This window comes from Pseudomonas sp. 05N431 (assembly GCF_056397005.1).
The window spans coordinates 1-14,687 of the sequence record NZ_JBFTMN010000031.1; the positions used below are offsets into that span (position 1 = coordinate 1).

At 60.7% G+C, this 14,687-nt stretch carries 13 protein-coding genes; 11 read left to right on the top strand and 2 right to left on the bottom strand.

Going from position 1 to position 14,687, the window contains the following annotated elements; all coding sequences use genetic code 11:
- The 6 genes from AC1DIG_RS28400 to AC1DIG_RS28425 all read left to right on the top strand — a co-directional run.
- A partial coding sequence (locus AC1DIG_RS28400; RefSeq protein ID WP_477769985.1) for a polysaccharide biosynthesis protein occupies positions 1-831 on the top strand: 831 nt, incomplete at its 5' end.
- 114 nt (positions 832-945) lie between these two features.
- Positions 946-1,281, top strand: a complete 336-nt coding sequence (locus tag AC1DIG_RS28405) for a ComEA family DNA-binding protein (RefSeq protein WP_477769986.1) — start codon at positions 946-948, stop codon at positions 1,279-1,281.
- Positions 1,282-1,501: 220 nt separating this feature from the next.
- Positions 1,502-2,296 (top strand): SDR family NAD(P)-dependent oxidoreductase, encoded by a 795-nt coding sequence (locus AC1DIG_RS28410; RefSeq protein WP_477769987.1) that lies wholly within the window; start codon positions 1,502-1,504, stop codon positions 2,294-2,296.
- 32 nt (positions 2,297-2,328) lie between these two features.
- Positions 2,329-3,603, top strand: coding sequence for a beta-ketoacyl-ACP synthase II (fabF, locus tag AC1DIG_RS28415; protein ID WP_477769988.1), 1,275 nt, complete (start codon positions 2,329-2,331; stop codon positions 3,601-3,603).
- 147 nt (positions 3,604-3,750) lie between these two features.
- On the top strand, positions 3,751-4,404 hold the full coding sequence (locus AC1DIG_RS28420; RefSeq protein ID WP_477769989.1) for a GntR family transcriptional regulator: 654 nt from the start codon (positions 3,751-3,753) through the stop codon (positions 4,402-4,404).
- 15 nt (positions 4,405-4,419) lie between these two features.
- Positions 4,420-5,271 carry an urea carboxylase-associated family protein gene (locus AC1DIG_RS28425; RefSeq protein ID WP_477769990.1) on the top strand — a complete coding sequence of 284 codons (852 nt, stop codon included), beginning with the start codon at positions 4,420-4,422 and terminating at the stop codon, positions 5,269-5,271.
- Between the two features lie 45 nt (positions 5,272-5,316).
- Here AC1DIG_RS28425 and AC1DIG_RS28430 read toward each other — a convergent pair whose 3' ends face one another.
- Both AC1DIG_RS28430 and eat read right to left on the bottom strand, forming a co-directional pair.
- On the bottom strand, positions 5,317-5,484 hold the full coding sequence (locus AC1DIG_RS28430) for a DUF2897 family protein (protein ID WP_092300174.1): 168 nt from the start codon (positions 5,482-5,484) through the stop codon (positions 5,317-5,319).
- Between the two features lie 165 nt (positions 5,485-5,649).
- Positions 5,650-7,014, bottom strand: a complete 1,365-nt coding sequence (gene eat, locus AC1DIG_RS28435; RefSeq protein ID WP_477769991.1) for an ethanolamine permease — start codon at positions 7,012-7,014, stop codon at positions 5,650-5,652.
- A gap of 392 nt (positions 7,015-7,406) precedes the next feature.
- Here eat and kdpF point away from each other — a divergent pair, with 392 nt between their 5' ends.
- The 5 genes from kdpF (at position 7,407) to AC1DIG_RS28460 (ending at position 14,672) form a co-directional block, all read left to right on the top strand.
- Positions 7,407-7,496 carry a K(+)-transporting ATPase subunit F gene (gene kdpF, locus AC1DIG_RS28440; protein ID WP_019692955.1) on the top strand — a complete coding sequence of 30 codons (90 nt, stop codon included), beginning with the start codon at positions 7,407-7,409 and terminating at the stop codon, positions 7,494-7,496.
- An 8-nt stretch (positions 7,497-7,504) separates the two neighbouring features.
- Positions 7,505-9,199, top strand: a complete 1,695-nt coding sequence (kdpA, locus tag AC1DIG_RS28445; protein WP_477769992.1) for a potassium-transporting ATPase subunit KdpA — start codon at positions 7,505-7,507, stop codon at positions 9,197-9,199.
- An 11-nt stretch (positions 9,200-9,210) separates the two neighbouring features.
- On the top strand, positions 9,211-11,289 hold the full coding sequence (kdpB, locus tag AC1DIG_RS28450; protein ID WP_477769993.1) for a potassium-transporting ATPase subunit KdpB: 2,079 nt from the start codon (positions 9,211-9,213) through the stop codon (positions 11,287-11,289).
- A gap of 54 nt (positions 11,290-11,343) precedes the next feature.
- Positions 11,344-11,889, top strand: coding sequence for a potassium-transporting ATPase subunit KdpC (gene kdpC, locus AC1DIG_RS28455; RefSeq protein WP_477769994.1), 546 nt, complete (start codon positions 11,344-11,346; stop codon positions 11,887-11,889).
- Positions 11,890-12,020: 131 nt separating this feature from the next.
- Positions 12,021-14,672 (top strand): DUF4118 domain-containing protein, encoded by a 2,652-nt coding sequence (locus AC1DIG_RS28460; protein ID WP_477769995.1) that lies wholly within the window; start codon positions 12,021-12,023, stop codon positions 14,670-14,672.
- The last annotated feature ends 15 nt before the right edge of the window (positions 14,673-14,687 follow it).

The following is a 14,687-nucleotide window of genomic DNA, read 5'->3' on the forward strand; positions in this document are numbered from 1 at the left end:
GTGCCGATGGTCGAGCACAATATTGCCGAAGGTGTTCTGAACAATGTGATCGGCACACTGAATACCGCACAGGCCGCGCTGCAGGCCGGTGTGGCGAACTTCGTGCTGATTTCGACCGACAAGGCCGTGCGGCCCACGAATGTCATGGGCAGTACCAAGCGGTTGGCGGAACTGACGTTGCAGGCGTTGAGCCGTGAGCTGGCGCCGGTGATGTTTGGCGACAAGACCAACGTGTCCCGGGTCAATAAAACCCGGTTCACCATGGTGCGGTTCGGCAATGTGCTCGGGTCTTCCGGTTCGGTGATTCCGCTGTTTCACAGGCAGATCAAGGCCGGTGGCCCGCTGACGGTCACGCATCCGAAAATCACCCGTTACTTCATGACCATCCCCGAGGCCGCGCAGTTGGTGATTCAGGCTGGCTCGATGGGGCAGGGCGGTGATGTGTTTGTGCTGGACATGGGCGAACCGGTGAAGATTGTCGAGCTGGCGGAGAAGATGATTCACTTGTCGGGTTTGAGTGTCCGTTCGGACAAAAATCCTCACGGCGACATTGCCATCGAATTTACCGGGCTGCGTCCAGGCGAGAAGCTTTACGAAGAGCTGTTGATCGGTGACAACGTGGCGGCGACTCAGCACCCGATGATCATGACGGCCAATGAAGATTTGCTGCCCTGGGAAGTGCTCAAGGGCAAGTTGACGGAGTTGCTGTCTGCGATTGAGCGGGACGATTATTCGCGGGTCCGCCAACTGCTGCGCGACACCGTCAGCGGTTACGCTCCGGATGGCGATATCGTCGACTGGATCTACCAGCAGCGCCGCCTCGAGCCCTGATTGTTACACACCCTGTAACTGATACATTTTTGACAGGCTCACAGCATGACCTAGGTTTGGGAGGCAGCTTCGGAAAAGCTGCTTCTTACTTATCGATGTCATGGAGCGTCACTTATGCGTACAGGCTATTTCTACTCTCTGGTTTTTGCCCTGCTGACCAGCGCCTCGATTACCGCTATTGCTGCGCCAGCGGCCAAAGTCGAGGCCGTAACCGCGCCATTGGAAGTGCAGGTTGCACCTTCCGGGGAGGTTGCAAAAGTCGATCTCAATGCCGCAGATGCAACGACGCTGCAGCGGGAGCTCACCGGGGTAGGTGAGGCCAAGGCCAAGGCGATTGTTGCGTATCGCGAGAGTAATGGGCCGTTTGCGTCAGTGGACGAGTTGTTGGAGGTCAAGGGCATCGGCAAGGCGATTCTGGACAAGAACCGCGACAAGCTTGGGGTGAACTGATTCGTAGAAGCTAGTGCCAGAGGCCGGTCAATGACCGGCCTTTTTTGTTTCCGAGGTTCGGTTCCTCCAGAGAGGCGGAGCAATTCCGCCTTTTGTCTGGATAGTAAAATTACGGCTGTCATATTTCGTCTGGATTATGCCTATAATAAAACCGTCGCCCGTACAGGTTCCCTGAATCTGGGCATTCAACATCCTTGAGCTATCTCCCAGGAGCGCAGCTATGAATTCCATTCAGTCCAAAGGTACTGCTCTGATCACCGGGGCTTCATCCGGTATCGGTGCAATTTACGCCGAGCGGTTGGCGGTGCGTGGTTTTGACTTGTTGCTGGTGGCTCGCGATGAGCAACGTCTGCAGGCCGCAGCAACACGGTTGCGGGCCGAACATGGTGTGCAGGTCGAGGTGTTGAAGGCGGACCTCACGCTCAAGGCTGATGTGTTGGCGGTGGAGCAGCGTCTGCGCAGTGATTCCGAAATCAGCCTGCTGCTGAACAACGCGGGTATCGCCGCCGATGGCTCTTTGGCCAGTGCAGACACGGATCAGTTGGAGCGGATGATTCAGCTCAATGTGGTGGCGGTGACACGTTTGGCGGCTGCGGCAGCCGCGAACTTTTCGGCGGTTGGGCGCGGTTCGATCATCAATCTGGCGTCGGTGGTAGCGCTGATTCCCGAGCGTTTCAACGCGACTTACAGCGCGACCAAGGCTTACGTGCTAAGCCTTACGCAGTCGTTGAATACTGAACTGAGTGGTTCGGGCGTGCAGGTTCAGGCGGTGTTGCCAGGGGGGACGCGCACCGAAATCTGGGAACGTTCAGGGATTGATGCCAGTGTTATCCCGGCAGAAATGGTGATGGAGACCGGGGAGATGGTCGATGCGGCATTGTCGGGATTCGATCAGGGTGAGTTGATCACCATTCCTTCGTTACCGGAGGCTGGAGAGTGGGACGCCTTCGTCACCGCGCGTCATGTGATGGCTCCGAATTTGTCCAGGCATACCGCCGCCGCACGGTATAAGTGAGGCACCATGAATCGGCTTGAGGTAGTTGCGACATGAGTGATCGTCGAGTGGTTGTCACAGGGATGGGGCTGGTATCTCCGCTGGGTAGTGACGTCGAGGTGGTCTGGGCGCGCCTGTTGTCCGGGCACTCCGGGCTGCGGGCTTTACCGGATGAGGTGAGCGCCGATCTACCGGCCAAGGTGGGTGGCGTCGTGCCGACCCTGGCACAAGATGCTGAAGCGGGTTTTGATCCGGATCTGGCGACCCCACCCAAAGAACAGAAGAAGATGGACCGCTTCATTATGTATGCCATGGAGGCTGCGCGTCAGGCGCTGGAACAGGCTGGTTGGCAGGCGCAGGACGCCAATGCCCAGGAGCGGACAGCAACCATCATCGGTTCGGGAGTGGGCGGTTTTGGCGCGATAGCCGATGCAGTGCGCACCACGGACAGTCGAGGGCCGCGGCGTTTGTCGCCGTTTACCATTCCTTCGTTTCTGGTCAACCTTGCTGCCGGCCACGTGTCGATCCAGCATGGTTTCAAAGGCCCGTTGGGTGCGCCGGTCACGGCCTGCGCGGCTGGGGTTCAGGCGATCGGTGATGCGGCGCGGCTGATTCGCTGTGGTGAGGCGGATATTGCGGTGTGCGGTGGCGCGGAGGCGGCGATCGATCGGGTCAGTCTGGCCGGGTTTGCCGCTGCCCGGGCCTTGTCCAGCGCTTACAACGAAACTCCCGAGCGTGCTTCGCGGCCGTTCGACAGTGGTCGCGATGGCTTCGTGATGGGAGAGGGCGCCGGTCTCTTGGTGATCGAATCCCTGGAGCATGCCTTGGCCCGTGGTGCTCAACCGATAGCCGAGCTTGTCGGCTACGGCACCAGCGCCGATGCCTATCACCTGACGGCGGGTCCCGAAGATGGCAGCGGTGCGCGCCGGGCAATGTCGCTGGCGTTGGCCCAGGCGGGCATTTCAGCGGCACAGGTCCAGCATCTCAACGCGCACGCAACCTCGACGCCAGTGGGTGATCTGGGCGAGTTGGCGGCCATCAAGTCATTGTTCGGAACGGCCAATACGGTGGCGGTGACGTCGACCAAGTCGGCCACCGGACATTTGCTCGGCGCCGCCGGTGGAATCGAGGCGATCTTCACATTGTTGGCGATACGCGATCAGATCGTGCCCGCCACCCTCAATTTCGAAAACCCGGACCCCGCCGCTCAAGGGGTGGACATCGTCCATGGTCAGGCGCGGCCGATGGCTATCGAGTACGCATTGTCCAACGGCTTCGGTTTTGGTGGGGTTAATGCCAGCGTGCTGTTCAAGCGCTGGCAGGGCTAGTCCCGGGGCTGTTTTATAAAAGTGCGAGTGACGTCGAGAATCCTCTGAGCCAACTTTGGATTCTCGACACAGCGTGACAACAGCAACTGGCATGAATAGTGATTACTTATTGACCGATGATTGTTGAACAATCCTGAGGCAATGAGCATGAATAGCGGACTGTCCCTGGCAGACCAGATCACACTGGAGTTGCGCGCCGACATCATTGGCGGTCGTTTGCTGCCGGGCCGGGCGTTGGTGGAAGGCGATCTGGTGATTGCCTACAACGCCTCGCGCAATACCATCCGCGAAGCGCTGCACCGCTTGGGGCAGGAGGGCCTGACCCTTTATGTCCGAAATAAAGGCGTGATGGTTCGCCAGCTCGGCGCCGATCAGGTGCGCGACCTGTTTAAGGTCCGACGCACGCTGGAGTTACAGGCCATCAGCGCCAGTCGACCGCTGCGCGAATACCAATCCGATCACATGATCGAAGCCATTGAAGCCGCGCAACTGGCCCGTGAGCGTGAAGACTGGCGGGCTGTCGGCACCCACAGCCTGCGTTTTCATCAACACATTGTCGGATTGTTACGCAGTCCGCTGATCGATGAATTCTTTACCAACGTCGTTGCGCAACTGCGTCTGGTGTTCAGTGCGGCGCCTGACGAGTCTCGCTTCCAGGCGCCTTGGCTCGAGCGCGACCGGCACATTCACGACTTGCTGGTCGAAGGCGACAAGCCCGGCGCTTACGACGCCTTGAGCGATTATCTCGACGATTCCGAACAGCAACTGCTTGAGTTGTTCAACCATCCTTCCCGTCATTGATCGAGGACTCATGCCATGTACAAAGACTATCCCGCGGCTTATCAGGTCAGTAAGGGCTCGGCGTTGCAGGTCGATAAAGCCTTCTACGAGCGGATCCGCGATACACCGGACGCGCGCACGCTGATCGAGCAATTCGAAGTGCCGATTCGCACCGGGCGCGCCTGGCATGTGCCGGCGGGGCATGTGTTCCGTGTGACCACACCAGTGGGCCCGCAAGTGGGGGACTTCAACGTCTGGAATGCCAATGACCCGCGCGAACGGCTGTGGGCTGCACGGACCCGGCAATTGCAGGGCGCTCACGTCAGCACCCATGACCGGCTCTGGTCGAACCTGCCCTTTCTGCGCCCGCTGGTGACCATCACCGACGACAGCCTGGCCAACTATGGCATCGACGAACATGGCGGACGTTTGCACGATCTGCTGGGCACGCGCTGCGATCCCTATGTGAACAAGATGCTTACCGGTGAGGACTTCCATCACCATTGCCATTCGAACCTGACCCGCGCTGTGTTACCTCACGGTCTGACCGAGTTCGACGTGCATGACGTGCTGAACATCTTTCAGTGCACGGGGCTCAACCACGACGATATGTACTTCATGAAGGCCTGCCCGGCGCAGAAGGGCGATTACCTGGAGTTTTTCGCCGAGATTGATCTGCTGTGTGCATTGTCGACCTGCCCGGGAGGCGATTTGTCGCTGCCGATGTGGGGGCCGAATGCGCAGGATCCGCTAAGTGTCTGCCGGCCGTTGGGTGTGGAAATCTATCGTTTGGAGGAGACGTTGCTCGAAGGCTGGAGCCAGCCTGAGCGGGCGGCCTATAAAGGCCTGCATGGTTTGCACATCGCCAAGGCCGAGTGGGAGAAGTAGAGAAGTTTTTGTGGCGAGGGAGCAAGCTCCCTCGCCACAGTCCAGTCAACGATCCTGCGCATCCTTGGCGTCCGCTTCGGCGTTGCGCTCAGCGACGCGTTTACGTTGCTCATCGGTCAATTCCACTTTGTTCGCGGTGTCGCGCAGCAACATCAAGCCACCGACGATCGATCCGATAGCAACCACCAGAATCAACCAGGCATACCAGGGCATAGGTGTTCTCCTTAAGGGCAGGCCAGTAGGCGAGGGCTTCGCCAACCGATCGTGCATACCACTTTTGAGCGATCAATTTTCGCAGTGGTTCCATTCTATGCCTGATATACCGCAGACGCCGCACATCCTTGTACGCGACGTCATCAGCATCATTTCAGTGCTTGCTCAAAGCCCGCTCAACATCGCATCCGCCGGCGCATCGGCACGCAATTGTGCTGTCAGCAGGAAGTAGACAAAACCGACCGCCATGAAGCCGAGGAAGATCGCTCCGATCAGCGCGTTGAACCAGGCCATCGCCACCAGGCAGACCACCGCCAATGCCAGGGCGATCGCCGGCACAAGTGGATAGCCGGGCGCACGGAAAGTCCGTTCCAGGTTCGGTTCGGTTTTACGCAGTTTGAACAGGCTGAGCATGCTCATGATGTACATCACGATAGCGCCGAATACCGCCATGGTGATCATCGCCGCGGTCAGGGTCATGCCGCCGAGGTTGATCATCCCGTCGCTGTAGATGGCCGCGATGCCGATCAGGCCGCCAGCGATGATTGCCCGGTGCGGTGTCTGGAAGCGTGACAGCTTGGCCAGGTACGTCGGCAGGTAACCTGCACGGGCGAGGGCGAAGAACTGTCGCGAGTAGCCAAGGATGATCCCGTGGAAGCTCGCCACCAGCCCGAACAGGCCAATCCACACCAGCATGTGCAGCCAGCCGGAGCTTTCACCGACCACGGCTTTCATCGCTTGCGGCAACGGGTCGTTGATGTTCGCCAGGGTCCGCCAATCTCCCACGCCGCCAGCAAAGAACATCACGCCCATGGCCAGCAATACCAGGGTCAGAATGCCGCTGATATAGGCTTTGGGAATCGTCCGTTTCGGGTCCTTGGCTTCTTCGGCGGCCATGGCTGCGCCTTCGATGGCGAGGAAGAACCAGATCGCAAAGGGAATCGCCGCGAACATCCCGGCGATGGCCGGTGCACCAAACGCATCGGAACCGGCCCAGCCATTGAGGGCGAAATTGCTGAAGCTGAAGGCCGGGGCGACCACGCCCATGAATACCAGCAACTCGATGACCGCCAGCACACAGACCACCAGTTCAAAGGTCGCTGCCAGTTTCACACCCAGGATGTTCAGGCCCATGAATACGATGTAGGCGCCTACCGCTGCATGTTTCGGGTCGAGGGCGGGGAACTGCACGTTGAGATAAGTGCCAATGGCCAGGGCAATGGCCGGCGGGGCGAAGACGAACTCGATCAACGTCGCCAGACCGGCGATCAGTCCACCTTTTTCGCCAAAGGCGCGGCAACTGTAGGCGAAAGGACCGCCTGCATGCGGGATCGCTGTAGTCAGTTCGGTGAAGCTGAAAATGAAGCAGGTGTACATGGTCGCGACCATGAGAGAGGTCACCAGAAAGCCGAGCGTTCCGGCTACGCCCCAGCCGTAGCTCCAGCCAAAGTACTCGCCGGAAATCACCAGCCCGACCGCGATCCCCCATAAATGCAGGGTGCCCAACGTCGGTTTGAGTTGTGTGTTCATGCGTTTCTCCCGCTGCGATTTGGAAAGCCCGTGGAGGGCGTGTGCAGTGGGCGTGCCATGTTGGTCTTGTGCGTCGTAAAGCGCAGAAAGCTGTCGTATCGAGGATGTTCGCTGCTGAATGTGCTTTTTTTGTGCGCCAGTTGAGGGCGGTGGTGTCTGTTCTGACGCCTTCGCGGGCAAGCCCGCTCCCACAGTGGAGCGCATTTCAAATGTGGGAGCGTGGCTTGCCCGCGAAGAGGCCCTGATGAACATCACCGGGCCTGTAACCCCGGCATAAAGCCACTCTTTACGCTTTCTTTATGCCGCGCCCAACCCCTCGGTCTCGTTCCTTTACAGCCTTCCTGCGGACAATTGCGCCACACGCGGCAGTCGCCGTACGACGGAGAAATTCCATGAGTGTTCTGGACGGGGTGTCCCTGCTGTTGGCGGTGGGACTGTTCATTTATCTGTTGGTTGCGCTGTTGCGCGCGGATCAGCACTAGGAGCGGCTATGCACAGTTATGACTATTGGCTGATCCTCGCCTTCTTCGCCGTGGTGCTGATTCCGGCACCGTTCCTGGGAAGGTTCTACTACAAGGTGATGGAAGGCCAGCGCACCTGGCTGACACCGATCCTCGGGCCCGTGGAGCGCGGTTGTTATCGCGTGGCCGGGGTCGACCCGCAGAGCGAACAGAGCTGGCAGAAATACACCCTGGCGTTGCTCGCGTTCAACCTCGCGGGCTTTTTGCTGTTGTTCGCGATCCTGTTGTTTCAGGACTACTTGCCGCTCAACCCGCAAAATCTGCCGGGGCAGGAGTGGACGCAGGCGTTCAACACCGCCGTCAGCTTCATGACCAACACCAATTGGCAGTCTTACAGTGGTGAAGCGACCCTCAGCTACCTGAGCCAGATGATCGGCCTCACCGTGCAGAACTTCGTCAGCGCCGCCACCGGCCTGGCCGTGCTGGTTGCCTTGTGCCGTGGCATTGGCCGCAAATCGGCGCAAACCCTGGGCAACTTCTGGGTCGACATGACTCGTGCCACCCTCTACGGCCTGTTGCCGATATGCCTGCTGCTGGCGCTGTATCTGGTTTGGCAGGGCGTACCACAAACCTTCGCTCATTACGTGAATGCGCTGACCATGCAAGGTGTGGATCAAGTGATTCCACTGGGTCCTGCGGCCAGCCAGATTGCGATCAAGCAACTGGGCACCAATGGCGGCGGCTTCTTCGGCGTCAACTCGGCGCATCCGTTCGAGAACCCGACAGCCTGGAGCAACCTGTTCGAAGTCACGTCGATCATCCTGATCCCGGTAGCGCTGGTGTTCACCTTCGGCCATTACGTCAAGGACCTGCGTCAGAGCCGGGCGATCATCGCCTGCATGCTCGCGCTGTTCCTGATCGGTGGCGCGGTGTCGTTGTGGGCTGAATACCAGCCGAACCCGACCCTGAACAATGTTGCGGTCGAACAAACCGCACCGCTGGAAGGCAAGGAAGCACGCTTCGGTACCACGGCGACCGTACTCTGGTCAGTGACCACCACCGCAGCCTCCAACGGCTCGGTCAACGGTATGCACGACAGCCTCAACCCGCTGAGCGGCATGGTCGCGCTGATCAACATGATGGTTGGTGAAGTGATCTTCGGCGGCGTCGGCGCCGGCCTCTACGGCATGTTGCTCAACGTGCTGATCGCGGTGTTCCTCGCCGGTCTGATGATCGGGCGCACACCGGAATACCTCGGCAAGAAACTGCAAGCCAAGGAAGTCCAGTTGCTGGTGGTGACCTTGCTGGTGATGCCGATCGGCGTGCTGGTGCTGGGTGCCATTGCGGCGAGCCTGCCTGGCCCTGCGGGAACCATCAGCAACCCCGGCCCCCACGGTTTCAGCCAGTTGCTGTACGCCTACACCTCCGCCAGCGCCAACAACGGTTCGGCATTCGGCGGCCTGAACGCCAACACGCCATTCCATAACCTGATGCTGGGCCTGGGCATGTTGATCGGGCGCTTCGGCTACATCCTCCCGGTACTGGCCCTGGCCGGCAGCCTGGCGATGAAGAAAACCGCACCGATTGGCCAGAACAGCTTCCCGACCCATGGCCCGCTGTTCGTGACGTTGCTGACGGTGACCATTTTGCTGGTGGGTGGCTTGACCTTCCTGCCGACCCTGGCGTTGGGGCCTATCGCTGAACACTTGAGCTTGGGCTTCTGAGGGATTTGATGATGAATATGCCCGTTCGTGTATCGAAAAAAGCCGCGCCGCACGCTGTGCCGGCGCAACCTGCCGAGCAACCGAAAACCGCGATCTCGGCCCTGTGGCGGCCGGCGCTGGTGCAAGCCTTCGTCAAGCTCGATCCTCGGCAACTGAAGCGCTCGCCGGTGATGCTGGTGGTCGAACTGACCGCGATCCTCACCACCGTGTTGTGTGTGATTCCAGACCCGGCAGTGCCGACGTTTGTCGCGGCGCAAATCGCCTTGTGGTTGTGGTTCACCGTGCTGTTCGCGAACTTCGCTGAAGCGCTGGCCGAAGGTCGCGGCAAGGCCCGTGCTGACAGCCTCAAGGCCGGCAGCGAAGGCTTGAGCGCTCGGCGTAAAAAAGCCGATGGCAGCTTTCAGGTAGTGCCAGCGGTCAGCCTGCGCAAAGGCGATGTGGTTCGCGTCGAAGCCGGCGAGATGATTCCCGGTGACGGCGAGGTGATCGAAGGTATTGCCGCGGTCAACGAAGCGGCGATTACCGGTGAGTCCGCGCCAGTGATTCGCGAGTCTGGCGGCGACCGTTCGGCAGTCACCGGCAACACTCGACTGGTGTCTGACTGGTTGCTGGTGCGCATTACCGCGAACCCAGGCGAATCGACGCTGGACCGCATGATCGCCCTGGTGGAAGGCGCCAAACGCCAGAAAACCCCGAACGAAGTGGCGCTGGATATCCTGCTGATCGGCCTGACCATGATCTTCCTGGTGGTGGTCGTGACCTTGCAGCCGTTCGCCCACTTCGCCAATGGCAACCTGCCGCTGGTGTTCCTGGTGGCGCTGCTGGTGACGCTGATTCCCACCACCATTGGCGGTTTGTTGTCGGCCATCGGTATCGCCGGCATGGACCGTCTGGTGCGGCTGAACGTGATCGCCAAATCCGGCCGTGCGGTAGAAGCCGCGGGCGACGTGCATGTGTTGCTGCTGGACAAGACCGGCACCATCACCTTCGGTAACCGTCGCTGCACCGCGATCTATGCCGCGCCGGGCGTCAGTGCCAAGGAGCTGGCGGAAGGTGCGCTGTTCGCTTCGCTGGCCGACGACACGGCCGAAGGCAAGTCGATTGTCGAGTACCTGCGTGGACTTTATCCACAGGCTGAACCGTCCACCGAGGTGCTGACCGTTGTGCCGTTCAGTGCCGAAACCCGCTTGTCCGGCGTTGACTATCAGGGGCGTGTCTACCGTAAAGGTGCAGTGGATTCGGTGCTGGCCTTCATCGGCCTGACGCGTGCCGAGATACTGCCGGCGATGTCCCGGGAAATCGACAAGATTGCCCAAAGCGGTGGTACGCCGTTGCTGGTGTGTGCCGAGGGTAAGTTGCTTGGTGCGATCCACCTCAAGGACGTGGTCAAGCCAGGCATTCGCGAGCGTTTCGCCGAGCTGCGCAAGCTGGGGATTCGCACGGTGATGGTGACCGGCGACAACCCGCTGACCGCGGCGGCAATTGCCGCTGAAGCCGGTGTCGATGACGTGTTGGCCGAAGCGACACCGGAGAAGAAACTCGCCCGCATTCGTCACGAGCAGAACGACGGTCGTCTGGTCGCCATGTGCGGTGACGGCGCCAACGACGCACCGGCTCTGGCACAGGCCGACGTCGGCATGGCGATGAACGACGGGACTCAGGCAGCGCGCGAAGCGGCGAACATGGTCGACCTCGACAGCGATCCGACCAAACTGCTGGACGTGGTGCAGATCGGTAAAGAGTTGCTGGTGACCCGCGGCGCGCTGACGACGTTTTCCATCGCCAACGACGTGGCCAAGTACTTTGCGATCTTGCCGGCGCTGTTCGCCGCGATCTACCCGCAACTGGGCGTGCTGAACATCATGCACTTGAGCAGTCCGCAGAGCGCGATTCTCTCGGCCATCGTCTTCAACGCCTTGATCATCGTCGGACTGATCCCGTTGGCCCTGCGCGGGGTACGTGTCCAGGCCGCGAGCGCTGCACACCTGCTGCGCCGCAACCTGCTGATCTACGGCGTGGGCGGCATCGTGGTGCCGTTCGTGGGCATCAAGCTGATCGACATGCTGCTGACCGCTTTGTATTTGGTGTAACTGCTGCACGCCGCGCCCCGGGTGCGGCGTTTTACCTGAATTGAGGATTTGATGATGTCCACAATGATTCGTCCGGCCTTGAGCCTGCTTGTCCTGATGACCCTGATTACCGGCGTCGCTTATCCACTGGTGGTAACCGGTGTTGCCCAGGTCGCGTTCCCCGATCAGGCCAATGGCAGCCTGGTGCGTGACGCCGATGGCAAGGTGCGCGGTTCGTCCCTGATTGCCCAGGATTTTGTCGGTGATGCGTGGTTCCATCCACGGCCATCGGCGGGCGCATTTGCGACCGTATCGAGCAGTGCGAGTAACCTGGCACCGAGTAATCCGGCACTCGCGACCCGGGTGATCGACGATGCCAACAAACTGCTGGTACCAGGCCAGGGGCCGGTGCCCTTGGCGTTGCTGACCACCTCTGGCAGTGGCCTCGATCCACACTTGCCACCGGCGGCAATTGCCTATCAACTGGCGCGGGTTGCCGCAGCGCGCAACCTGCCGATATCGACGGTCGAGCAGTTGATGGATGCGCACATCGAGCAGCCGTTAGTAGGACCGCCGGTGGTGAATGTGCTGGCGTTGAATATCGCGCTGGAAAAGCTGTAAGACTGTGCTGCCGCCAATCGCGAGCAAGCTCGCTCCCACAAGGACGGTGATGAACCTGTGGGAGCGAGCTTGCTCGCGATGACGGTTTTGCAATCACCACCTGAACAACAGACAAGCAGAGACTTTCAAGCATGAGCGACTCCGGCCGCGCCGACGCACTGTTAGCAGATTTGCCCCGCGATGGTCGTGGCCGGCTCAAGGTTTTTCTCGGTGCCGCTCCTGGCGTCGGTAAAACCTACGCCATGTTGCAAGCCGCCCACACTCAGCTGCGCCAAGGCGTGAAAGTCATGGCCGGGGTGGTGGAAACCCACGGTCGGGCGGAAACCGAAGCGCTGCTCGGCGGCTTGCCGCAGTTGCCGTTGGTGCGCTCGGAATACCGTGGCGTGATGCTCGAGGAAATGGACCTCGATGGCCTGCTCAAGGCCAAGCCAAAACTGGTGCTGGTCGACGAACTGGCTCACAGCAACGCCCCCGGCAGTCGCCACGCCAAGCGCTGGCAGGATATTCAGGAGCTGTTGTCAGCCGGCATCGACGTGTACACCACGGTCAACGTCCAGCATCTGGAAAGTCTTAATGATCAGGTGCGCGGGATCACCGGTGTGCAAGTGCGCGAAACCCTGCCTGACTGGGTGCTGCAAGAAGCCTACGAACTGCTGTTGATCGACCTGCCGCCGCGCGAGCTGCTCGAGCGGCTGCGTGATGGCAAGGTTTATGTGCCGGAGCAGGCGCGAGCGGCGATCGATGCGTTCTTCACCCAAACCAACCTCACGGCACTGCGCGAACTGGCGATGCAAACCGCGGCGGCGCAGGTCGATGATGACCTCAGTCGCGGCTACCGACAGTTGGGTCAGGCGGCACCGGCCGTGCGCGGTCGCTTGTTGGTGGGGGTCGATGGCGATGCCCAGGCCGAGCGTCTGGTGCGGCATGCCAGTCGGGTCGCGCAGCGTCGGCATTTGCCGTGGAGCCTGGTGCATGTGGACAACGGCAGCGTGCGCGACGAGCAATCGCGTTTGCGCCTGCAAAGCGCTCAGCAATTGGCTGAACGGCTGGGCGGCGAAGTGGTGCTGCTGCGCGCTGGCGAAGTAGCGAAAACCCTGATTCAACATGCCACCGAACGGCGTGCCAGCCTGCTGCTGGTCGGTCAGTCGCGTCAGCGTTGGCGTCGTCGACTGTTCGGCGGCGGATTGGCCTCACGCTTGTTGCGCAATGCCCGAGGCCTGGAAATCAACGTCCTCGACAGTGATGAACAACAGCATCAACCGCGCCAGCGTTCAGTGCATTCGTTGGTCTGGTTCGACTATGCGCTGGCGCTGTTGGCGACGGTGCTGGCCAGCGCTTTGGCCTGGGCGGTGTCGAGTATTTTACCGCTGCCGAATATCTCGCTGGTGTTCCTCGCAGCGGTGTTGCTGGTGGCGGTACGCAGCAGCCTCGGGCCGGCGCTGGCGTGTGCGGCGTTGTCATTTCTGACCTACGATTTCCTGTTCATTCCGCCGACCTTTTCCTTTGCGATTCAACGTGAGGAGGACGTACTGACGCTGCTGTTCTTCCTGCTGATGGCGGCGCTCACCGGTAATCTCGCGGCCCGCCAGCGGCGACAGTTGGAAGCCTTGCGCGACACTCAGCAAGAGACCAGCGAACTGCTCGACCTGTCGCGCAAGCTCACCGCTGCCACCGACCGGCAAGCCGTGATCAGCGCGGCGGCGGCGCATCTGGTCGGCTGGAACGATCTGCAATTGTGTCTGGTTAACCGTGACGGGCAGGGTGGCTGGAAGGTCGAAACCGGTGGCCCGCTGCAGTTTTCCGAAGCCGAGAGCGCTGCCGCCGACTGGGCCTGGCAGCACGATCAACCGGCTGGCATGGGCACCGGCACGTTACCGTTCGGTCGCTGGTGGTGGTGGCCGTTATCGGTCGAAGACGGGCCGTTGGGCTTGCTCGGCGTTTGTCCGAAAGAGGGCCAGCAGCTCAGTGGTCAGCGGCGACGCTTGTTGACTGCATTAAGTCAGCCACTGGCTCAAGCGTTGGCCCGTGCACAGTTGGCCGACGACCTTGAGGCGGCGCGCCTGCATGGTGAAACCGAGCAATTGCGCAGTGCATTGCTGGCCTCGGTGTCCCATGATTTGCGCACACCGCTGACGTCCATGCGCGGCAGCATCGACAGCTTGCTGGCGCTGGGCGAGGCGATCCCGCTGGAGGATCGCCGAGAGTTGCTTGAAGGCACTCGTGATGAAGCCGAACGGCTCGACCGCTATATTCAGAACCTGTTGGACATGACGCGCCTGGGCCACGGCGCGCTGAAGCTGGCACGCGATTGGGTGTCGCCGGCGGATATCGTCGGCAGTTCACTCAACCGTTTGCGCGCAGTGCTGGCGCCGTTGCTGGTGACCACCGATGTGCCGAGCGCGCTGCCGTTGCTCTACGTACATGCAGCATTGATCGAGCAGGCGCTAGTGAATGTGCTGGAAAACGCTGCGCGCTTTTCGCCGGCCCATGGCCGTTTGCAGCTGAGTGCCGGCGCCAGTGACAGCGAGCTGTTTTTTTCCGTGAGTGACGAAGGCCCGGGCATTCCCGAGGACGAGCGCGCGAAGATCTTCGACATGTTCTACACCGCCGCCCGTGGTGATCGGGGCGGGCAGGGCACCGGGCTGGGCCTGGCGATCTGCCAGGGCATGGTCGGCGCCCATGGCGGGCGGATCAGCGTCGCCGATGGTATCGATGGGCGCGGCACCTGCATCACCATTCATTTGCCGCTGCAGGAGCAACCGGGGTTTGAAAGTGAAGCCTGACGCTGCCTGCGCTAC